General features: G+C 59.3%; 23 protein-coding genes and 2 pseudogenes. 11 read left to right on the forward strand and 14 right to left on the reverse strand.

The genetic code is table 11. The annotated features are described in order from the left end of the window. Positions 1 to 2: 2 nt before the first annotated feature. Both ACOI8A_RS13265 and ACOI8A_RS13270 read left to right on the forward strand, forming a co-directional pair. Positions 3 to 359, forward strand: a complete 357-nt coding sequence (locus ACOI8A_RS13265; protein ID WP_420647508.1) for an immunity protein Imm33 domain-containing protein — start codon at positions 3 to 5, stop codon at positions 357 to 359. A 279-nt stretch (positions 360 to 638) separates the two neighbouring features. After that, positions 639 to 902, forward strand: coding sequence for a PAAR domain-containing protein (locus tag ACOI8A_RS13270; RefSeq protein WP_420647507.1), 264 nt, complete (start codon positions 639 to 641; stop codon positions 900 to 902). Positions 903 to 1,244: 342 nt separating this feature from the next. On the opposite strand, the pseudogene ACOI8A_RS13275 reads toward ACOI8A_RS13270, so the two are convergent. From ACOI8A_RS13275 to ACOI8A_RS13290, 4 genes and pseudogenes are all read right to left on the reverse strand, one after another. Next, positions 1,245 to 2,087, reverse strand: a pseudogene (locus tag ACOI8A_RS13275) (YifB family Mg chelatase-like AAA ATPase); the annotation flags it as partial. 815 nt (positions 2,088 to 2,902) lie between these two features. Beyond that, positions 2,903 to 3,229 (reverse strand): hypothetical protein, encoded by a 327-nt coding sequence (locus tag ACOI8A_RS13280; RefSeq protein ID WP_420647506.1) that lies wholly within the window; start codon positions 3,227 to 3,229, stop codon positions 2,903 to 2,905. Positions 3,230 to 3,429: 200 nt separating this feature from the next. Continuing rightward, positions 3,430 to 3,633: pseudogene (locus ACOI8A_RS13285) on the reverse strand (phage antirepressor protein); the annotation flags it as partial. Positions 3,634 to 3,742: 109 nt separating this feature from the next. Continuing rightward, entirely contained in the window at positions 3,743 to 4,003 is a 261-nt protein-coding gene (locus tag ACOI8A_RS13290) for an accessory factor UbiK family protein (protein WP_420647505.1), read from the reverse strand. Between the two features lie 399 nt (positions 4,004 to 4,402). On the opposite strand from ACOI8A_RS13290, the gene glnK reads away from it, so the two are divergent. From glnK to sutA, 4 genes are all read left to right on the forward strand, one after another. Continuing rightward, the gene (gene glnK / locus ACOI8A_RS13295; RefSeq protein WP_002555808.1) at positions 4,403 to 4,741 is read left to right on the forward strand and encodes a P-II family nitrogen regulator; all 339 of its coding nucleotides are present in this window, start codon (positions 4,403 to 4,405) and stop codon (positions 4,739 to 4,741) included. Positions 4,742 to 4,777: 36 nt separating this feature from the next. Next, positions 4,778 to 6,115, forward strand: a complete 1,338-nt coding sequence (locus ACOI8A_RS13300; RefSeq protein WP_420647504.1) for an ammonium transporter — start codon at positions 4,778 to 4,780, stop codon at positions 6,113 to 6,115. A gap of 215 nt (positions 6,116 to 6,330) precedes the next feature. After that, positions 6,331 to 6,756, forward strand: a complete 426-nt coding sequence (locus ACOI8A_RS13305) for a secondary thiamine-phosphate synthase enzyme YjbQ (RefSeq protein ID WP_420647503.1) — start codon at positions 6,331 to 6,333, stop codon at positions 6,754 to 6,756. Positions 6,757 to 6,856: 100 nt separating this feature from the next. Then, on the forward strand, positions 6,857 to 7,180 hold the full coding sequence (gene sutA / locus ACOI8A_RS13310; RefSeq protein WP_420647502.1) for a transcriptional regulator SutA: 324 nt from the start codon (positions 6,857 to 6,859) through the stop codon (positions 7,178 to 7,180). Positions 7,181 to 7,376: 196 nt separating this feature from the next. On the opposite strand, the gene ACOI8A_RS13315 is transcribed toward sutA, so the two are convergent. From ACOI8A_RS13315 to lptM, 6 genes are read right to left on the reverse strand one after another with little or no spacing between them, the layout of a single operon-like run. Then, positions 7,377 to 8,081, reverse strand: coding sequence for an HAD family hydrolase (locus ACOI8A_RS13315; RefSeq protein ID WP_420647501.1), 705 nt, complete (start codon positions 8,079 to 8,081; stop codon positions 7,377 to 7,379). Beyond that, the gene (gene xerC, locus ACOI8A_RS13320; protein WP_420647500.1) at positions 8,078 to 8,977 is read right to left on the reverse strand and encodes a tyrosine recombinase XerC; all 900 of its coding nucleotides are present in this window, start codon (positions 8,975 to 8,977) and stop codon (positions 8,078 to 8,080) included. Before xerC ends, ACOI8A_RS13315 begins: the two co-directional genes overlap by 4 nt. Positions 8,978 to 8,979: 2 nt before the next feature. Beyond that, on the reverse strand, positions 8,980 to 9,705 hold the full coding sequence (locus ACOI8A_RS13325) for a DUF484 family protein (RefSeq protein ID WP_420647499.1): 726 nt from the start codon (positions 9,703 to 9,705) through the stop codon (positions 8,980 to 8,982). Positions 9,706 to 9,718: 13 nt separating this feature from the next. After that, positions 9,719 to 10,549: a diaminopimelate epimerase gene (gene dapF / locus ACOI8A_RS13330; RefSeq protein WP_420647498.1), complete on the reverse strand. Its 831-nt coding sequence runs from the start codon at positions 10,547 to 10,549 to the stop codon at positions 9,719 to 9,721. A 3-nt stretch (positions 10,550 to 10,552) separates the two neighbouring features. Further along, positions 10,553 to 11,800 (reverse strand): diaminopimelate decarboxylase, encoded by a 1,248-nt coding sequence (lysA, locus tag ACOI8A_RS13335; protein WP_420647497.1) that lies wholly within the window; start codon positions 11,798 to 11,800, stop codon positions 10,553 to 10,555. Positions 11,801 to 11,809: 9 nt separating this feature from the next. After that, positions 11,810 to 11,992 (reverse strand): LPS translocon maturation chaperone LptM, encoded by a 183-nt coding sequence (gene lptM / locus ACOI8A_RS13340; RefSeq protein WP_420647496.1) that lies wholly within the window; start codon positions 11,990 to 11,992, stop codon positions 11,810 to 11,812. Positions 11,993 to 12,208: 216 nt separating this feature from the next. On the opposite strand from lptM, the gene cyaY reads away from it, so the two are divergent. The 3 genes from cyaY (at position 12,209) to rnk (ending at position 13,432) form a co-directional block, all read left to right on the forward strand. Continuing rightward, positions 12,209 to 12,541 carry an iron donor protein CyaY gene (cyaY, locus tag ACOI8A_RS13345; RefSeq protein WP_420647495.1) on the forward strand — a complete coding sequence of 111 codons (333 nt, stop codon included), beginning with the start codon at positions 12,209 to 12,211 and terminating at the stop codon, positions 12,539 to 12,541. 4 nt (positions 12,542 to 12,545) lie between these two features. Beyond that, complete coding sequence (locus ACOI8A_RS13350; protein WP_420647494.1) at positions 12,546 to 12,764, forward strand: DUF1289 domain-containing protein; 219 nt, start codon at positions 12,546 to 12,548, stop codon at positions 12,762 to 12,764. Between the two features lie 257 nt (positions 12,765 to 13,021). Further along, positions 13,022 to 13,432 (forward strand): nucleoside diphosphate kinase regulator, encoded by a 411-nt coding sequence (gene rnk, locus ACOI8A_RS13355; RefSeq protein ID WP_420647493.1) that lies wholly within the window; start codon positions 13,022 to 13,024, stop codon positions 13,430 to 13,432. 4 nt (positions 13,433 to 13,436) lie between these two features. Here rnk and ACOI8A_RS13360 read toward each other — a convergent pair whose 3' ends face one another. The 3 genes from ACOI8A_RS13360 to ACOI8A_RS13370 form a co-directional block, all read right to left on the reverse strand. After that, positions 13,437 to 16,280 (reverse strand): class I adenylate cyclase, encoded by a 2,844-nt coding sequence (locus ACOI8A_RS13360; protein ID WP_420647492.1) that lies wholly within the window; start codon positions 16,278 to 16,280, stop codon positions 13,437 to 13,439. 193 nt (positions 16,281 to 16,473) lie between these two features. Next, positions 16,474 to 16,719: a TIGR02647 family protein gene (locus tag ACOI8A_RS13365; RefSeq protein WP_420647491.1), complete on the reverse strand. Its 246-nt coding sequence runs from the start codon at positions 16,717 to 16,719 to the stop codon at positions 16,474 to 16,476. Positions 16,720 to 16,914: 195 nt separating this feature from the next. Next, positions 16,915 to 17,199 (reverse strand): hypothetical protein, encoded by a 285-nt coding sequence (locus tag ACOI8A_RS13370; protein WP_420647490.1) that lies wholly within the window; start codon positions 17,197 to 17,199, stop codon positions 16,915 to 16,917. Between the two features lie 123 nt (positions 17,200 to 17,322). On the opposite strand from ACOI8A_RS13370, the gene ACOI8A_RS13375 reads away from it, so the two are divergent. Further along, positions 17,323 to 17,982 carry a glutathione S-transferase family protein gene (locus ACOI8A_RS13375; RefSeq protein WP_420647489.1) on the forward strand — a complete coding sequence of 220 codons (660 nt, stop codon included), beginning with the start codon at positions 17,323 to 17,325 and terminating at the stop codon, positions 17,980 to 17,982. A 133-nt stretch (positions 17,983 to 18,115) separates the two neighbouring features. Here the strand turns inward: ACOI8A_RS13375 and argH are convergent, their stop codons facing one another. Then, complete coding sequence (gene argH / locus ACOI8A_RS13380) at positions 18,116 to 19,510, reverse strand: argininosuccinate lyase (RefSeq protein WP_420647488.1); 1,395 nt, start codon at positions 19,508 to 19,510, stop codon at positions 18,116 to 18,118. Positions 19,511 to 19,984: 474 nt separating this feature from the next. Between argH and ACOI8A_RS13385 the strand changes: the two genes are divergently transcribed. Then, positions 19,985 to 20,731: a LytR/AlgR family response regulator transcription factor gene (locus ACOI8A_RS13385; protein ID WP_420647487.1), complete on the forward strand. Its 747-nt coding sequence runs from the start codon at positions 19,985 to 19,987 to the stop codon at positions 20,729 to 20,731. Positions 20,732 to 20,811: the final 80 nt, after the last annotated feature.

Here is a 20,811-nt window from a genome sequence, read left to right on the forward strand (position 1 = left end):
CTATGAAGCAGGCCGATCTGATCACTCCTGATGAATCTCAAAGACAGGTGTGTGCTAAGTATGGATTACCCTTACACGCCCCTGAGGAAATGGTCGCTATTGCCTTGGATACCCTGCATAAGTCTCCAATTTACGGGACTAGGGTCAAACTACCTGAGGGGGGTACGATCAGTTGGTTTATTCACTGTGGAGAACATTCGCCTGTTAGTGGTTTTTACCAAGCGCTTCACACCGGGCATTTAATGGAGGAGCTTCCGGAGGTAGTGAAATATCTTTTCCTACCTGAAGGTGCGAAATTCATTATCGACAGAGAGGGTTACGAGGATGTCTGGATGGCTGAGCTGAATCCAGCCGAATGAGTGAGCTCTCTTAACTCTCCCCGGAAAAGATCATACTTTTCAGGGTTTATTTAAATATGATTTGGTCCTTGAGATTTGCCTAAAGGCCATACGAGAGTTGTGTCCCATTAGCTGGAGTCTTTGGAGCTTTGGCCATAGGAGCATAAGTGCGCAATAAACCGGGCACACGCTATTTCACGTCGAGTAGCGCGGCTTGGGTGCAAGCACAGTAAATAATTGAAATGATCTCTTGCGAGCGTTTCATTTTATGGCGATCACTTCTGATCAAGGATATGCAAGGTGAAAGATGTCATTCGCTTGGGCGACTCCACCAGCCATGGTGGAGTGGTGCTCGAAGCATTTCCCCAGACCGATCTCAATGGGAAACCGATTTCGGGTGTCGGCCACAAGGTCAGTTGTCCACTTTGCAAAGGTATTTTTCCTATCGCAGAAGGCAGTAGTACCTATTCAGTCGGCGGCACTCCAATTGCACTGCACGGTATGAAAACCGCGTGTGGTGCTAGCTTGATTGCAAGCGGTCCTAAGGGAGCAGTTATTAGTTGACTCCTGAAGTGCGCCGCAAGTCGAATGTGATCCAGTATCCATCGCGGATGTCGTTGCCGCTTTATCCGGTCGGGCTCGTGATCAGACGATAGCCTCGCGATCACAGCCCTCCGAGACAAAGGTTTGTGATCTTCGTAATCCCGAAGGCCTTATGACAATCTTTATTGTGTCGTCGCAACAAAGCCCCCCCACCATTGAGCGTACGCAAGTTTAGAAGCACTCTAAACCTCGGTGCAGCGCCCGTCTTTACTGGGGAGAGCTGACAAATCAGTCGTGAGGCGTGACGGCGCTTCAGTTGCATCTATTTCCGTTTAGTTGCATTTATTTTCAAATGTCACAACTGCCGCCGACCAGTGCCGGGCCGGACGCCGAGTGATGTGGTTGGCGAAATGGACGCTGCGGCCAGTGGGTCAGCGGCGCGCCACTGGCGACTGACTGAATCGCTGCCACCTCCAGCGCTTCGCTCTCGGCCAACGGCGGCAGCAACCCTGGTAACCGACTTGCCAACAACGTCTTGCCGGTGCCCGGTGGCCCGCTGAACAGCAAGTTGTGCGCCCCGGCTGCCGCAATCAGCAGCGCGCGTTTGGCGGCTAACTGACCCTGCACCTCACTCAGATCGGGATAGGGTTTGCTGGCATGCATCAGCCCGTCCGAGACATAGGGCTCCACCGGCGTATGCCCATTGAAATGCGCCACCGCCTCGAGCAGATGATCCACCGCAATCACCTTCAATCCCGACGCCAGACACGCCTCCTCGGCATTCGCGCGCGGCACTACCAGCGTGCGCCCTGCCTTGCGCGCCGCCAGTGCCGCCGGCAACACACCACGCACGGCTCGCACTGCACCAGACAGCGCCAGTTCACCCAGACACTCCACATCATCAAGCGTCAACGTCGGCACCTGCACACTTGCCGACAGAATCCCCAGCGCAATCGCCAGATCAAATCGCCCGCCATCCTTGGGCAGATCCGCTGGCGCCAGATTCAGCGTGATCCGCCGCGCCGGAAACTGCAGTCCGGAATTGATGATCGCGCTGCGCACCCGATCCTTGCTTTCCTTCACCGCGGCCTCGGGCAAGCCGACCATGGTCAGCGAGGGCAGACCGTTGGCCAGATGGACTTCGACGGTGACGGCGGGAGCATCCACACCAATCTGGGCGCGGCTGTGGACGATGGCGAGGGACATGGTCGTTCCTTGATGTGAATCGGGGGCCGCTTCCTGCGGGTTTTTGAAGGGTAGTCGAGCGGAGTTGCTGTGCTTGAGATAGAGGTTTACAAGACGTATCAAGACCCGATGGGCTGTCACTGCTTGCCTGAATTGGAGCGTTGACTCTCGATCGGCATTGACGGATCCTCCCGTTCGAGGACTGCAACTGCGCATTCGTCGGGACTGGGCACCAGTAAAAGCTCCCCCGCATTTTTGGCAGCAGAGAAAGCTGGTTTCTCTGAAGTAGTGATGACGGGCCAGCTCGTCGGATTCTGAACCCAAGGTCGCAAGGCCGGGAGCTAAAGAATCGCTGCGACTACTCCTCCAAACACAAAAAAGGCGTCCTATGGACGCCTTTTTGTTTTTTGACTCAGGATCTTCTACCGGCCAGCGGACCGCTTGGCTCAAGCTCTGGCCCAGATTTAACAGCAACTTCAATAAATCGCCGTTGGTTGGCTGACATATCCCCAGCCAACCGGAGTGCTTCGAGGTGTAATTCAACAATCTGAAGAAGCTTTGCCTTTCGCTTTTTTGGGCTCATACGCACCTCGTGCGATTGGGTTGTTGATTTCGATGTTATTGACCGTTCACAGAAATGACAAGCCGGTTGGTGTGGTCGAATTCGAACCCCAGTTTCCGGTAGTAAAAAACAACATTTGGATCAGGATCCTGAATCTGGATTTCTCTGCATCCTAGCTCTCGCGCATAGTGATCTGCGACAAGCAGAGCAATCGGCGCGATCCTGCCGCGAAGCGGGTGCGCCCTGTCCGGATGCCCTTCCAACAGAACAATCTTTAAGCAGAAGAGCTTGCGCGCGGGGTCGCATAGCACATGCCGTAAAGAACCTGTTTGTACCATATCGCCAAATCCAGACCTTTCGCATCGTTACTTTTCCAGTCTGCAACATCATCCCAAGGGAAAATTGTTGGCCCCTCCCAAAGGAAGTATTGCTTTATCGCTGCTGGAGTAATTGGCTCAAACCTGACCGCCGCTGCATCAATATCTGGGATTCTCGGAGCAATGTCCTTGAGAAAGAATTTGTAGGCGATCTTTCGTGAGTTTGATCTGAAATTCTGGTTACGAAGATCCGTTGCTTTACCTTTTCTTCTCATCGTTTTCATCTGTCTGGATCTGGTCACAGAAGATAACGAAAGGAGAGGGAGTGGCGAAATCAGGCGTGGGAGACGGCTTCTGTAGGAAGGTACTTACGTAAGCGAAGGATTGCGGAGTGGCACACTGAATATTCTTACAAACAAATGGTCACTTCAGTGACGAGCCTGAAATGACCATGGCTCAGCTTGCTGATTTGGCAACCCGGCCTTCAGATCAACTGCCGGACTTTCCTCCACCATGAACTCGCTGCGGGGCGTTGCACATGTTCCCGCTCCGCCACCATCAACGGCACATCCTGCAACCGTATCCACGGCTGGTTATTCCAGTGCAACAAACTCAACGTCATGTCCGGCCAGTTGAGCAAGCTGAGGTGTCGGCGTTCGGTTGTGGTTGGTTGTTGTGCGTCGCGCAGGCCGTGGAGGTGGAGTTTGTGGCGAATGAGAAGCGGGAAGGTCGTTCCGACCTTCAATCGCGGGCAAGCCCGCTCCCACAGGGACCGCATTTACAAAGAAAGCGGGGTGTTACTCGGCTGGCGGAGTCAGCCTGGCTTCCATCTCGGCGACTTTGGCTTCGAGGCTTTCCAGGCGAGCGCGGGTGCGCGCCAAAACCACCATCTGGCTATCAAACTCTTCCCGGCTCACCAGATCGAGTTTGCTGAATGCACTCTGCAGCAGCATTTTGAACTGGCTTTCGATTTCGGCTTTCGGCAGCGGGGTGTCGCCGTTGAACAGGCGGGAGGCGGTGCCGCTCAGGGCGTCGAGGAAGTCTTTGGGCGCGAGCATGGGAAATGTCCTGAAAACAATGGCCGGCAGTGTATCACGCAGTGTCTATAGTCAATCGCGCAGGCACGGATGCACGCTTTTCGCGCAAGCGGCCGGGCGTCGACGCACCGTTGTTGTGCGTATCCGCTCGGCGGATTTCGTGAAGGCGCCTGCGGCAGCGGCCAAGGGATTGAATTCAGAGGTATTTGGCGAGATGGCAAGCTTTCTGCTTAGTCACCTTCGACCCATGCACTGATGCAGTCGCTGTGACGAATGCAGTGCGGCAGACGGAGCGGGGAGTTTCGTCTGGAGCGGTTAGCTGGCGGCGACATCCAAGCGTTACAAAGCCAGGCACTGCGCTTAGACTTGAGTCGGGTTTGTTTTCCTGGGGCAAGTCCACCAATTCGGGAGAGAGTTTTCATGAAGCTAGTCACTGCCATCATCAAGCCGTTCAAGTTGGACGACGTGCGCGAGTCGCTGTCCGAGATCGGCGTGCAGGGCATTACCGTTACTGAAGTCAAAGGCTTCGGACGGCAGAAGGGTCACACCGAGCTGTATCGCGGCGCGGAATATGTGGTCGATTTTCTGCCCAAGGTGAAAATCGACGTTGCAATTGACGACAAGGATCTGGACCGCGTTATCGAGGCGATAACCAAGGCGGCCAACACCGGCAAGATCGGTGACGGCAAGATCTTCGTGGTGAATCTGGAACAGGCGATTCGCATCCGTACCGGCGAAACCGATACCGACGCAATTTAAGCCGCCACAAACCCCAACGCCCCAGGAGAAAACAATATGACTCTGCGTAAATTCGCAGGGCTTGGAGCCCTGTTGTCTATCGTAATGCCCGGCCTGGCCATGGCGGCAGACGAAGTGGCAGCTCCAGTCCTGAACTCCGGCGACACCGCCTGGATGCTTACCGCTACTGCCCTCGTGCTGTTCATGACGATTCCAGGCCTCGCGCTGTTCTACGGCGGCATGGTTCGTTCGAAAAACATTCTTTCCGTGATGATGCAGTGCTTCGCCATTACCGGTCTGATCAGCGTCCTGTGGGTCATTTATGGCTACAGCATCGCGTTCGACACCACCGGCATGGAGCAGGGCGTCGTCAACTTCAACTCCTTCGTCGGCGGCTTTGGCAAGGCGTTCCTTGCCGGCGTTACCCCGGCGAGCATTACCGGTCCTGCGGCTCTGTTCCCCGAGGCGGTCTTCATCACCTTTCAGATGACCTTTGCGATCATCACTCCGGCGCTGATCGTCGGTGCGTTTGCCGAGCGGATGAAGTTTTCGGCGATGCTGATCTTCATGGCCATCTGGTTCACCCTGGTGTATGCGCCGATTGCGCATATGGTCTGGGCCGGCAATGGTGGCCTGATGTGGGACTGGGGCGTGCTCGATTTCGCGGGCGGCACTGTGGTCCATATCAACGCCGGTATCGCGGGACTGGTTGCCTGCCTGGTACTGGGCAAGCGTAAAGGCTTCCCGACCACCCCGATGGCTCCGCACAATCTTGGTTACACCCTGATGGGCGCCGCCATGCTCTGGGTTGGCTGGTTCGGCTTCAACGCAGGCTCCGCTGTGGCTGCCAACGGCACCGCCGGCATGGCGATGCTGGTGACTCAGATTGCGACCGCCGCTGCGGCACTGGGCTGGATGTTTGCCGAGTGGGTCACTCACGGCAAGCCGAGCGCACTGGGCATTGCCTCGGGTGTGGTTGCCGGTCTGGTGGCGATTACTCCGGCTGCCGGCACCGTGGGCCCGATGGGCGCACTGGTCATCGGTCTGGCGGCGGGCGTGGTGTGCTTCTTCTGCGCCACCACCCTGAAACGCAAAATGGGTTATGACGATTCCCTCGACGCCTTCGGCGTGCACGGCATCGGCGGTATTCTCGGCGCGATCCTCACCGGTGTGTTCGCTGCACCGGCGCTGGGCGGCTTCGGCACCGTCACCGATATCGGTGCGCAAGTCTGGATTCAAATCAAAGGCGTGGGCTTCACGGTGATCTACACCGCGATCGTCACCTTTATCATCCTCAAGGTGCTGGACGCCGTCATGGGTCTGCGTGTGACCGAGGAAGAAGAAGCGGTAGGCCTCGATCTGGCTCAACACAACGAACGCGGCTACAACCTGTAAGACGCGCAGCAAAAAAACTTGCCCGGTTCGCCGGGCATTTTTTTGCGCGCAATTTGTCATCAACTGACAGGCTGAAAGGATTTTTCGTACTGCTTTAGTCGTGTTTACGACGACGGTTTTTCTACGGCGAAAGGCTTACGCAATGGCAGGAATATTAGGGACTTTGTTTTTTCCCAGAGCGCGCTAGAATGCGCCCCGAACGTGCGGAGAACTGTATGTGGCAACAGACTCTGATTACCCTGCGGGCAAGGCCTCGGGGCTTTCATCTGGTAACGGACGAGTTGATCGAAGGCCTGCCTGAACTCAAGGCGTGCCGGGTCGGTCTGTTGCATTTGTGGCTACAGCACACCTCGGCCTCGTTGACCATCAACGAGAACGCCGACCCGGCGGTACGTCGCGACTTCGAACGATTTTTCAATCGTCTGATCCCACAAGGTACAGACGGCTACGAGCATAACGACGAAGGCCTGGACGACCTCCCGGCGCACTTCAAAGCCAGCGTGCTTGGCTGTCAGTTGAGTCTGCCGATATCGGCAGGGCGGCTGGCACTGGGAACCTGGCAAGGCGTTTATCTGGGCGAGCACCGAGATCATGGCGGTGCGCGTAAAGTCCTTGCCACCGTTTACGGTGAACAGGCATAGCCGCTGGTCTGCAGTGGCGAACGATTTTTTCCGGCAACTTTCGACAGTTGTCAAAGCTGGTCTATAACTAATCTGCTTTTCGCAAGTCATGAGGTAGAACATGAGCGACGATGATCTGGAAACCGACGACCTCGAAGTAGGCGACGAAGACGAGGCCGACGAAGGCCTGGAAGCGGCAGCGGAAGACGTTGCCGATGACGACGGTGGCGATACGCCGGTCCCGGTTGCCAAAGGCAAAGCCAAGGCTGCGGTATCAGTCGATGAGTTGCCGAGCGTTGAAGCCAAGAACAAAGAGCGCGACGCCCTGGCCAAGGCCATGGAAGAGTTCCTGTCGCGTGGCGGAAAAGTGCAGGAAGTGGAGGCCAATGTGGTCGCCGATCCGCCGAAGAAGCCGGACAACAAATACGGCAGCCGCCCTATCTGAGGCGTGCCGCTTGCTTGCTGAGAGAGCCCGCCGCTGTTGCGGGCTTTTTCATGGGCGAAAGAAAAATGTGAATGCATAGCGATCCTGTGGGAGCTGGCTTGCCAGCGATGGCAGCCTGCCAGACAACATTGATGTTGAATGTGCAAACCTCATCGCTGGCAAGCCAGCTCCCACAGGGATTGATGTAAATTCAGGGTCAGTGTTGGGCATTCCAGCGGGCGAGGACGGCTGGCAGTTCAGTCAGGCTGCGGATCTCGGCATCCGGCAGGCGCTCGGCTTCCCAGACTTTGCCCGCCGGGTTGAACCACACCGCGCGCAATCCCGCCTGCTGCGCTCCGGCGATGTCATCGCCGGGATGATCGCCGATATGCACCGCCGCATCCCCACTCACGCCGCCGCGCTGCAAGGCTTCGTGGAACAGCCGCGCATCCGGTTTGGCGATGCCGATGTCTTCGGCGCACAGGGCAAATTTGAAGTAATCGGCCAGGCCCAAACGGCGTACATCGGCATTGCCGTTGGTGACCACGCCGAGGGCGTAGTGATTGGCCAGCGCTTCGAGGGTTGGCACGACCTCGGGAAACACGTCGATCTGATGTCGAGCATGCAGAAACACTTCAAAACTCTTGTCGGCCAGATCCGAAGCCTCGCCATGGCCGTACCCGGCATCTTCCAGCGCATGGAACAGCACTTTGCGGCGCAATGCGCTGATGCGGTGCTTGAGGCTCGGCTCACTGGCCAACACGCGCTCGCGGATTGACCACAGATGTTCCACCGGCACTGCGCCGAGATTCGGCGCGTGTTCGCTCAACCATTCACGCAAAACCGCTTCAGCGCTGACGATCACCGGTGCGGTGTCCCACAGGGTGTCGTCAAGGTCGAAAGTGATCAACTGGATGCTCATGAATCATCGCCTTTGCTGCGTTTGGCCCGTGGGTGGGCGCTGTCGTAGACCGCCGCCAGGTGCTGGAAGTCCAGGTGGGTGTAGATCTGAGTGGTCTTGATGTCCGAGTGCCCGAGCAATTCCTGCACCGCGCGCAGGTCCTGCGAGGACTCCAGCAAGTGGCTGGCGAAGGAGTGCCGCAGCATGTGCGGGTGCAGGTTCTGCCCCAGTTCACGCTCGCCGGCGAGTTTGACCCGCACCTGAATCGCACGCGGGCCGAGGCGTCGGCCTTGCTGGCTGACGAATACCGCGTCATCCGCCGGGTTGCTCATGGCGCGCAGCGGCAGCCAGTGTTCCAGTGCTTCGCGGGCCTTTTTGCCGACCGGCAGCAGGCGAGTCTTGCTGCCTTTGCCGAGCACCTGAACCATACCGTCGGCCAGATCGAGCTGATCGAGATTAAGTCCGGTCAGCTCCGAAAGACGCAGCCCAGAGGAATAGAACAACTCGAGAATCGCCTGATCACGGCGCGCCAGAAAATCATCCTCGATCGCACCTTCCAGCAGTTGCAGCGCGCGGTCGGCATCGAGGGTTTTTGGCAGTCGACGTTCGCCTTTGGGCGGCGACAGGCCGGTTGCCGGGTCGTGATCGCAAAGCCCTTCGCGGTTCAGATAGTGATAGAGACCACGTACTGCCGAGAGCAGGCGCGCAAGGCTGCGCGAGGATTGACCTTGGCCATGCAACCGGGCGATCAGGCTGCGCAGGCGCTGGATGTCCAGCGCTTGCCAACTGCCGACGTTCTGTTTGACGCACCAGCCGAGGACTTTATCGAGGTCGCGGCGGTAAGCCGACAACGTGTGCGGCGACACCTGTCGCTCACTGCGCAGGTGTTCGCAGTAAGCGTCCAGTTGCCGTTGCATGCTCAGCGTACCGAGCGCAGCGAGCTGTTGACCCGTGGCAGCACGCGGCCCATGACTTCGGCGATGTAGCTGAGGAACAGCGTGCCGACCGAGCTCTTGTAGTGCTGCGGATCGCGACTGGCGATCGCCAGAATCCCGTGAATGCCTTGGTTGCTCACGGCGACCACGGCGGTGGAACCGATCTGCGTGCGCTGTTCTTCGCCGAACAGGAAGTCCAGCTCATGTTCGCGCAAGACACCGCTGACGCTTTTGCCTTCGGTGAGCAGACCGCCGATGGCAACTTGTGCGTCGGCGTGGGTCTCCCAGCGGCCGACCGGCGCGGGATTGTCACCGAGCAGAATCAGGCTGACGAAGGGCACCTGAAAGTCCTGGCGCAGACTGTCTTCAACGCCGATCACCACGTCTTCCAGAGTGGCGGCGTCCATCAGTGTAAGGATCAGGCGACGTGTCTTGTCGAACAGGCGATCGTTGTCGCGCGCGACATCCATCAGATGCGAGAGGCGGTGACGCATCTCGATGTTGCGGTCGCGCAGGATGCTCATCTGGCGTTCGACCAGCGAGATGGTGTCACCGCGCTGATGGGGAATGCGCATGGCAGGAAGCAGTTCTTCGTGCTCGATGAAGAAGTCCGGATGAGCCTCCAGGTATGCGGCAACCGCTGCCGCCTCCAGGTTCTCGGACGCTGATTCGTCGGACTCTCGGGCGGGTACCTGGGGCTTATCGGTCATGGCTTCTGCTCACTCAAAGACGCACTTGTCCTTCATATACTCGCACTGCCGGGCCGGTCATCATCACCGGTTGGCCGGGGCCTGCCCATTCAATGGACAAGCGCCCGCCCGGCAGGTCGATCAATAGCGGCGAATCCATCCACCCCTGGCTGATTGCAGCGACAGCCGCCGCGCAAGCGCCGGTCCCGCAGGCCTGAGTTTCCCCGGCCCCGCGTTCCCAGACGCGCAATTGTGCGCGGTTGCGGTCGATGACTTGCAGAAAACCGACATTGACCCGTGCCGGGAAGCGCGGGTGATGTTCGATTTTCGGCCCCAATTCATGCACGGGTGCGCTGTTGATGTCCTGCACGCGCAGCACGGCGTGCGGGTTGCCCATCGACACGGCGGCGAGTTCGACGCGGGTGCCGTCGACATCGACCTGATAGCTCAGGGCCTGCTCGGGTGCCTGGAACGGAATATCCGCCGGCACCAGACGCGGAGCGCCCATGTTCACGCCGATCTGGCCGTCGTTACGCACGTCGAGTTCGATGATGCCGCCCTTGGTCTCGACGCGGATCTGCCGTTTGGCGGTCAGACGCTTGTCGAGCACGAAGCGTGCGAAGCAGCGCGCACCGTTGCCGCACTGTTCCACTTCGGAACCGTCGGAGTTGAAGATCCGATAGCGGAAATCCACTTCCGGATTGCTCGGCGCTTCGACGATCAGCAACTGGTCGAAACCGATACCGGTGTGCCGGTCGCCCCATTGTTTGGCGTGTTTGGGCTGAATGTGCGCGTGCTGGCTGACCAGGTCGAGGACCATGAAGTCATTGCCCAAGCCGTGCATTTTAGTAAAACGCAGCAGCATGGGTTACTCCGGCAGCAGGCTTTCGCCGGCAAACAGCTCGGCCACGGTTTCGCGGCGACGCACTTCAAAAGCCTGATCGCCATCCACCAGCACCTCGGCCGCACGGCCACGAGTGTTGTAGTTGGAGCTCATGACAAAACCGTAGGCACCGGCCGAATGCACCGCCAGCAGGTCGCCTTCTTCCAGCGCCAGTTCACGATCCTTGGCGAGGAAGTCGCCGGTTTCGCAGATCGGGCCGACGATGTCGTAGCTGCGCGCAGTGGTGTCGCGCGGTTTGACCGCGGTGACGTCCATCCACGCCTGATACAGCGCCGGGCGGATCAGGTCGTTCATCGCCGCGTCGACGATGGCGAAATCCTTGTGCTCGGTGTGCTTGAGGTACTCGACCTGCGTCAGCAGCACGCCGGCGTTGGCGACGATGAAACGGCCCGGCTCGAATACCAGCGCCAGATCACGACCGTCGAGACGCTCGCGCACGGCTTTGATGTAGTCGGCAGCCAGTGGCGGCTCTTCATCGCGATAACGCACGCCCAAACCACCACCGAGATCGATGTGGCGCAGGTAGATGCCGCAATCGCTCAGACGGTCGACCAGTGCCAGCAGGCGATCGAGAGCATCGATGAATGGCGGCAGGGTGGTCAGTTGCGAACCGATGTGGCAGTCAACGCCAAGCACTTCCAGGTTCGGCAACTGCGCGGCACGCACGTACACGTCTTCGGCGTCGGCAATGGCGATGCCGAACTTGTTCTCTTTGAGACCGGTGGAAATGTACGGGTGGGTGCCGGCATCGACGTCCGGGTTGACGCGCAGCGAGATCGGCGCGCGCACGCCAAGTTCGGCGGCAACCACTTGCAGACGTTCCAGCTCATCGGTGGATTCGACGTTGAAGCAATGCACGCCGACTTCGAGGGCGCGACGCATGTCTTCGCGGGTCTTGCCGACACCGGAGAACACGATCTTGTCCGCGCTGCCGCCAGCGGCCAGAACACGTTCAAGCTCGCCACCGGAAACGATGTCAAAACCGGCGCCAATACGCGCCAGGACGTTCAACACACCGAGGTTGGAGTTGGCCTTGACCGCAAAGCACACCAGATGCGGCATGCCGGCCAGCGCATCGGCGTAAGCCCGATACTGGGCTTCGATGTGCGCGCGGGAGTAGACGTAGGTCGGCGTGCCGAAGCGTTCGGCGATGGCCGACAGCGCCACACCTTCCGCGAACAGCTCCCCGCCACGGTAGTTAAAAGCGTCCATGGCGATCCCTTAGTAAACGTCGTGCTTGTGTGCTTTGGAGGCAGGCTGTTGTTGCGACGACTTGGCTTGCTCGGCCGGATCCTGAGTGTCATCCGGCAGGTACAGCGGGCCTTTTTGACCGCAGGCCGAAATTAAACAGGCAAAAGCGACGAGCGAAGCGAGCGCAGCAAGGGATGAGATCAGGCGCTTCATGGCGAAATCCTTGAAAATGCGTTAATTGCGCCGGAGTATACCGGCCACCCGGCAGCTTGCCTATGCGACCGGGCACCCGTCCGGCGGGGCTTGTCCGATGACCGGTCAGTAATGTGCAATCCGGGCTCGCGCAGGTTGTTATCCTTTGCAATCGGCTGGCAGCGTCCGTATCTTGCGGCGCTTGTGCCTGATCAGACATTTTTTGAGGTTGCCGCAATGAGTTTGTCCGAAGCCCGTTTCCACGATCTGGTCGATGCCACCCAGCAAACGCTGGAGGACATCTTTGATGACAGCGATCTGGACATCGATCTGGAAAGTTCGGCCGGTGTGCTGACCGTCAAGTTCGAAAACGGCAGCCAGTTGATCTTCAGCCGCCAGGAACCGCTGCGTCAGCTTTGGCTGGCCGCTGTCTCCGGCGGTTTCCACTTCGACTACGACGAAGACAGCCAGCGCTGGATGTGTGACAAGAGCGACGAGCAACTCGGCGAAATGCTTGAGCGCATCGTCCAGCAGCAGGCCGGCGCCGAGTTCGACTTCGAAGGTCTGTGACAGCGTGACTGATAGCGCTCCAATCCGTCCGCCAAAGCCGCTCTACAGCAATGTCAGCGCGGCCGTGCCTTCGCCGTGCAGCGGTGTGTGTCGGCTGGACGAACAGAAAGTCTGCCTCGGCTGCTTCCGGCATGTCGAAGACATCCGCGAATGGCGCTCGGCGGATGATCGGCGGCGCCGAGTTATCTGTGAGCAGGCTGCCGTACGCAAATCCCAAGCTTGACTAGAACCTGTGGCGAGGGAGCTTGCTCCCGCTGGGGCGCGCAGCGCACCTGAAAATCTTGACGACTGCTGCGCAGCCGAGCGGGAGCAAGCTCCCTCGCCACAAAGGAATTTGGTGTCACAGGGTGTGACTTGTATATTTTTTGAGCTGTGATAGTGTCCGGAAACGCCTCAACCCATCGAGGCCTGGTGAAAACCCCGCCTTTTTTGGCGGGGTTTTTTGCTTTTTTGTGCAGAAGAAAGGAGTCTGCCCGGATCATGACCGCACCTTCCATCACCCTTACCCGTCTGGACGTGCAACGTCTGGAGCGCCTGATCGACAGCCTGGACGACTCGCTGCCGGGCGTTATTGCGCTGCAAACCGAACTCGACCGCGCCGACACCGTGGTCGGTCACGATGAAGTGCCCGCCGATGTTGTGACGATGAATTCCCGTGTGCATTGCCGCGAAGAAGGCAGTGGCAAGGACTATCACCTGACGTTGGTTTATCCCAAGGATGCCAATGCCGATGAAGGCAAGATTTCGATTCTGGCACCGGTCGGCAGCGCGCTGCTGGGCCTGAAAGTCGGGCAGCACATCGACTGGCCGGCACCTGGCGGCAAGACTCTAAAACTGACTCTGCTGGAAGTCGAATCGCAGCCGGCCAACGGCGGCGCGTTCACCGAATAAGCCCTCAGACCTGTTCGAGCGCCTCGTTCAGGGCGCGCTCCAGGTCGGCCTTGTAGCGCAGATACAGATTGCTTGAACTCTGCCCATCACCGAGCAGCCCCGACAAGTCGAGGTCGGTGATGTAGCAGCGATAGCGTTCGGTCTCACGGCGCTGGCCAACGATTTCCCGGGCGACCACGCTGAACAGCTGGTCGCCATATTCCAGCTCGCAGAATTCCCGCTGATTGCAGTACAAAGTGACTTGTACCTCGCCCGGTGCGGCTTTGCCGACGATCGCCTGCACGTCGTAGAAAGCTTTGTTTGCCGGCATCTGCGGCGCTGGCCGCGGCTCGACCCGGCGTGCGCGGCCCGGGCCTGACGGCAATAGTTGGTAATACAAAGTGTCGAGACTGGCCGACGGGCTTGCATCCATCGGCACCAACGCCTCGCGGCGATACTGGATCGATTGCAGGAAACGTTGCAGCGGCACCAGCAGGCTTTGTTCGTCGTGATACGGCAAGTGTTGCTGCCACAGCGCATTGAATTCATCGAGTACATACAGCTCCGCCTGCTGCTCGGTGACCCGGTAGAACACTTGAATGCACTCGGGCTGACCCATCGGCAGGATCAGCGCGAGGTCGTGGTCTTCCAGCGCCTTCGAGTCCAGATGCAGCGGGCTGTAGCGTGGCTGCTCCTCGCCGAGGTAATCCAGCAAGGCCGGCAGCGTGGCGAGGGCGACGTGGTTGACCTGGCCGGGTACCAATTCCAGAACGTGATAGTGCTGTTGCACCTGAATCAGGTAGCGGTGATTGAGTTCGCTGAGCAACAGATTCTGCGCGGTGTCGACGATTTCCTCGACTCTGCGCGCGATGAATTGCGCACGGTTATGGCAGAAACAACGCACGCGCAGCGCCGGCTGATGCGGCCCGCGCGGCAGGTTGTTGAGATAGTCGCGCACGCAATCAAGCAGCGCGTGCGGGCCGTCGAAGCGGTTGACCAGCACCTCGTTCCAGCTATTGAGCGTGACCTGATCCAGCGTCAGTACAAGGTTTTCGCGCACCCCGGCGTAGCTCAGCGAGTCGGTGCGCTCGGTGGTCATCAGGATGTTCAGATCGCGGTGATGCTTGAGCGGGTCGACGCCGACGTTCACCAGAATCAGTACTTCGCTTGGCACGGCGGCGCGCAACAACGATTCTTCGGCAACGGAGGGCAAGGGCAGGGCGATGCTCTGTTGCAGGCTGCCGAGCAAGTTGAACAGTTCGAACTCGCTCAAGTCGCTGGTGCCGGGATGCAGCGCCAGTCGGGTGCTGCTGTCGATCACGCCGTTGCGGTGGCACCAGGTCAGCAGCTTGAGCAAATCGCGGCTGCGCTTGATCGGCGCGAAGTGTTCCCACTCCAGCGCGGTCAGGCTGCCGTTGTACAGCCCCCACTGGGTTTGTCCCGGTTCCTTTTTGTTGCGTGCTTGCACCAGCGTAAGGGTGTCTTCGGCCAGATCCGGGGCAATGCCAGGATTGATGAACTCGACCTTGTCGGCCTTGCGCTCGAACGCGGCGTACAGGCGCCGGCCGAGTACGTTGAGGTCGCGTTTGTTGATCAGGCTGACGGTTTGCTCGGTGCGGGCGAACTGGGTCAGGAAGCGGTAGCTGTAATTCAGCTCGTTAACCAGTGCCCGGCGTTCGGCAGCGACCTGGCGCACTTTCCACTGGCTACGACTATCGAGCAGCGCCAATTGTCGCTGATCCCAATGCCATTCGTTGGCCAGACGCTCCAGGAGCGAACGCTGCCAGCTCTGGGTGCGCGTGTTGCCAGTGAGCTTGCGGTTGACCTTGAGGTACAGCGCCCGGCGCACCAGTTCCAGGCGTTCCGGTTCGTTGCGCGCGGTGAGGTACTCCTCGATCCGGCGGTACACCACCATGTACGGATCCAGCTCATCCAGATCCAGCTGATTGGCGAACACCGCTTGCTTGAAGCGCAGGCTCAGGCACTGCACCTGCGGATGTTCGCTGGCGTAGACCTCGGTCAGCAGCAGCTTGAGCACCGACTTGTACGGCGACTCGATGCCCTTGAACAACTGCCACAGCCCGGCGCCGATGAACTCGCCCGGCGGGATGTGCGCGAGGTGGCCGAGGTCGAGGGTTTCGTCGTTGCGGATAAAGCGTTTGGAAAGCAGCGTGTGCGTGTATTGCGCGTAAGCGCTTTCTTCATAGACCGGCACCAGCCACCAGATCGGCGTGCGCCCGGCCAGCCAGATCGCGGTGCGGTAGAACTCGTCCAGCAGCAGATAGTGCTGGGTGGTGCCGCAGTCTTCGGAACTGAGCTGGGTGTCACGCTCGCCTTTGACGAAGCGTTGCGGATCGATCAGAAAGAAATGCGCTTCGGCGCCCTGGCTCGCGGCCCAGACTTCGAGTAACTGGCATTTCTTGCGTAACTCGGCGAGTTCGCTCTCGCTGAGGTCGGGCGCGTGACAGACCCACACGTCCATGTCGCTTTGATCGGCCTGCGCCAGGGTGCCGAGGCTGCCCATCAGGAACAGGCCGTGAATCGGTCGCGGCGGATTGCTGCCATGCCTCGGCTTGTAAGAGAACGAACGGGTCAGGCGTTGGGCTTCGGCAAGCACGTCGGCGTCCGGCTCGTAGTTCGACAGCCCGGCCGGCGTACTGCCCGAAACATAACCGGGCAACAGCGGATGATTGACGTGAAAGAACAGCGGTAGCAGCGTCAGCACACTTTGCTGGCGGGTCGACAAACCTTCTTGCGCCCGGCTCAGACGACCGTCGTTGAGTTTGAGAAAACGTGCACGCAGTTGGCTGAGAACCTTGCGGTCGATGCCTTCGTCCAGATCAGGGCGGATTTCATGGGTGCGGGTCATGTCGGCTCAAACCGGCTCGCGAGGCGCGGATGCAGAAGGTCACGGAATGCGGGGGAGTTTAGCGCTTGAGCGGGTGGACGTTTAAGCTGAATTTGTTTTTTGACGCCAGATTTGCATCGCGCGGCGACAGCGGGCGATCAAGTTGGCCCGCGGAAATCCCGTGGCAGGAGTTTCCGTGGGCAAGACAGGTGATTCAGGCTGTTTCTTGCTCTTTCAGGATGGTCAGCACGATTTGCACATTTTGCGCAGCGTCGCGACCCAGGCTGGTCAGATAGCCGCCATCAGGCTGGTCGGTCAGTTCTTTATCGAAGAGACGTTGGGCGGCGGCAATGTGTTTCGGGGCAGCGGTCTGATGAATTTTCAAACCTTCCTGGGAACTGTCCAGGGGAAAGAGTGAAAGGACTTCCAGTTCGGCAACCAACTCAGGGCTAAGCGACATAAGGACTCCAGACTTTCTAGGAATTGGAACGAAGCGCCCCTAAGGTGAACCCGCTTGTGCGGCATGTCCAGTGCTCAGATCAGGATTTTCGCTTGGGGCGGATTCCAGTGTAGTCCCCATAAAAAAGATCGCAGCCTGCGGCAGCTCCTACACGAATCCCATGTAGGAGCTGCCGCAGGCTGCGATCTTTTGACTTTAGGCTTTTTCCGGCGGCAGCTCGGGCAGTTTTCGCAGTGCCGCTTCGTACCATTCAGTGTTGAAAGCACGGTCTTCATCGAGCATGGCGTCGATTTCGTAAGCCAGCACATGCGCCATCAGATTAAGGATTTCCTCGCGCTCGACACCCACCAGCGTGAGCTTGTTGAACGTGGCTTTCGCCGCAGGCGGGTTATCGCTTTCGATCTGGTTCTCGATCGCTTCGATCAGCGTGCTCTCGGTGAACTCTTCTTCGTCGTTGTCGATGTCTGTCGGCTCGCTCATGGCAGGCTCCTCAAGGAAAGCGGCGAGTTTACCCGCATTCAAGCGCGTGATGCTGCTGGCAAGAATCCGCCGGGCGATCTATAAACAGGCACTGCCCACCCCGCACGGCCCGGAGGCTCTGTGATGCTCAAGCTCTACGGATTTTCTGTCAGCAATTACTACAACATGGTCAAACTGGCGCTTCTGGAGAAGGGCGTGCCGTTCGAAGAGGTCATGTTTTACCCGGCACAGACCGCCGAATCCCTGGCGATCAGCCCGCGCGGCAAAGTGCCGGTGCTCGGTACAGATCAGGGGGTGGTCAACGAAACCTCGGTGATTCTCGAATACATCGAGAGCAGCCAGACCGGCAAACCGCTGCTGCCCATCGAGCCGTTCGAACGCGCTCAGGTGCTGGCGCTGGCCACGGAAATCGAGCTGTACATCGAGCTGCCGGGCCGCGCGTGTTATGGCGAGGCGTTCTTCGGCGCAGCCGTTCCCGAAGCGATCAAGGAGAAAACCAAAGCCGAGCTGCTGTTGGGTTTTGCGGCGCTGGGTCGCCACGGCAAGTTCGCCCCGTACGTGGCGGGCGACAGTCTGAGCGTGGCGGATTTGTACTTCCTCTACAGCGTCCCGCTGGCGTGTGCGGTCGGGCAAAAGCTGTTCGGGCTGGATTTGCTGGCAGAGATGCCGAAGGCCAAGGCGCTGCTGGAGCGGCTTGAGCAGAATCCGCACGTGCAGAAGATTGCGGCGGACAAGGATGCGGCGATGCCGGCGTTTTTGGCGATGATCGCCGCCAAGAAGTGAGTTTTTAGTGCTCTGAAGTCAGTCATCGCTGGCAAGTCGAATCGTCGCACCGCAGCTCCCACAGGGTTTGAGTCGAACACACGATCGTGCTTCAAAACAGAACACTGTGGGAGCTGGCTTGCCAGCGATGCTTTTAGCGGCTGGCGAGCAATGCCTTGCCGCGCACCACAGCTGCGTTGACCTGCGCCGGCGCAGTGCCGCCGATATGGTCACGGGCATTCACCGAGCCTTCCAGCGTCAGCACGGCAAACACATCCTGCTCGATCTGATCGCTGAACTTGCGCAGTTCTTCCAGGCTCATTTCCGCCAGATCCTTGCCGGTGTCGACGCCGTACTTCACGGCATGCCCAACGATTTCGTGGCAGTCACGGAACGGCAGGCCACGGCGCACCAGGTAGTCGGCCAGATCGGTCGCGGTAGAGAAACCGCGCAGCGCCGCTTCACGCATGATCGCGTGCTTGGGCTTGATCGCCGGGATCATGTCGGCAAATGCACGCAGCGAATCGCGCAGGGTGTCGGCGGCGTCGAACAGCGGCTCTTTGTCTTCCTGGTTGTCCTTGTTGTAGGCCAGCGGCTGGCCTTTCATCAGGGTCAGCAGGCCCATCAGCGCGCCGAATACGCGGCCGGTCTTGCCGCGAACCAGTTCCGGCACGTCGGGGTTCTTCTTTTGCGGCATGATCGAGCTGCCGGTGCAGAAACGGTCCGGCAGATCGATGAACTGGAACTGCGCACTGGTCCACAGCACCAGTTCTTCGGAGAAACGCGACAGGTGCATCATCGCAATGCTCGCGGCCGAGCAGAACTCGATGGCGAAGTCACGATCGGACACGTTGTCCAGCGAATTGCCGCCAACTGCGTCGAAATTCAGCAGCTGGGCGGTGAATTCGCGATCAATCGGATACGTGGTGCCGGCCAGCGCGGCGCTGCCCAGCGGCATGCGGTTGGTGCGCTTGCGGCAGTCGACCAGACGCTCGTAGTCGCGGCTGAGCATTTCGAACCAGGCCAGCATGTGATGGCCGAAGGTCACTGGCTGCGCGGTCTGCAAGTGGGTGAAGCCGGGCATGATGCTGCCGGCCTCGCGCTCGGCTTGCTCCAGCAGGCCTTGTTGCAGGCGCGTGATCTCGGCGAGGATCAGGTCGATTTCGTCACGCAGCCACAGGCGAATGTCGGTGGCGACCTGGTCGTTCCGGCTGCGGCCGGTGTGCAGCTTCTTGCCGGTCACGCCGATGCGATCGGTCAGGCGCGCTTCGATGTTCATGTGCACGTCTTCGAGGTCGATGCGCCAGTCGAACTGGCCGGCCTCGATTTCGCCCTGAATGGTGTTCAGGCCGTCGATGATGCTGTCGCGCTCGGCATCGGTCAGCACGCCGACCTTGGCCAGCATGGTGGCGTGGGCGATCGAACCCATGATGTCGTGGCGATACAGGCGCTGGTCGAAAGTGACGGAGGCGGTGAAGCGGGCGACGAAGGCGTCGACGGGTTCACTGAAGCGGCCGCCCCAGGACTGATTGGTCTTGTCAGTGCTCATGAATTCGCTCGTATCGGCTTGAAAAAAGAAGGCGTGAAACGCTGGCGCGGATAATAACAGGGTTGCCAATCCTGTCGCTGACACTGGTCGATACGTTTTTTTCTCATCTGGTGATCCATAGTCGCCGCTGTGCGCCGCGGTTTTGCGCAAGGATATTTTCCGATTGAGCAATATCGGCCCGACGAACGTCTACAGTTGGACAGAAGGGTGGGCGTGCATGCAGATCGCGCAAAGCGCATGGCGCCGACTATAAGAAGAGAGAGGGGTGTGTGGATTGTCCATTGTCAGACCCTGTGAACCACGCAGAAAACAGCGGGCCTTGAGCAGTACGACCCGGGCATCGGCAAATATTGCTGGCCGACGTACGGCACTTTTTGGCGCTCGCGCTAGTCTTAGCGTGGATCGCGGTGACGGACGTCACTCCACTTGTCTACGCTATCCTTGTGCGAGACTCACGCAGGAATCCAGCGCAATATGAATGTCCTGATCGTTGATGACGAACCACTTGCCCGCGAGCGCCTTAGCCGAATGGTGGGCGAAATCGAAGGCTATACAGTCCTGGAGCCCAGCGCCACGAACGGCGAAGAGGCGTTGGCACTGATCGACAGCCACAAGCCGGATATCGTGTTGCTCGATATCCGCATGCCGGGCCTTGATGGCTTGCAAGTGGCTGCCCGCCTGTGCGAACGCGAAACCCCGCCTGCTGTGGTGTTTTGCACAGGTGCCGATGAATTTTCCGAGGAAGCCCTGCAGGCCAGCGCCGTAGGCTATCTGGTGAAACCCGTGCGAACCGAGCATCTGCATGAAGCCCTGAAAAAGGCTGAACGTCCGAATCGGGGCCAACTCTCGGCCCTGACCCGTCCCGCGGCCGAAAGCGGCACAGGCCCGCGCAGTCACATCAGCGCCCGCACCCGCAAAGGCATCGAACTGATCCCGCTGGATCAGGTGGTGTATTTCATTGCCGACCACAAATACGTGACCCTGCGTCACGAGGGCGGCGAAGTGCTGCTCGACGAGCCGCTCAAGGCCCTCGAGGACGAATTCGGCGAGCGCTTCGTGCGGATCCACCGCAACGCACTGGTCGCTCGCGATCGCATCGAACGCTTGCAACGCACGCCGCTGGGGCATTTTCAGCTTTTCCTCAAAGGCCTGAACGGTGATGCGTTGATCGTCAGCCGACGGCATGTGGCTGGTGTGCGCAAGATGATGCAGGGGCTTTAACCGGGTAGTTACGGCCCGTCTGCTCGTTCATTTACCAGGCATTGCAGGCCAGGGAGGCCACGCCGTTTCTGATTCAAGTC

Source organism: Pseudomonas sp. P4795 (assembly GCF_048822895.1).
Taxonomy (GTDB): Bacteria; Pseudomonadota; Gammaproteobacteria; order Pseudomonadales; family Pseudomonadaceae; genus Aquipseudomonas.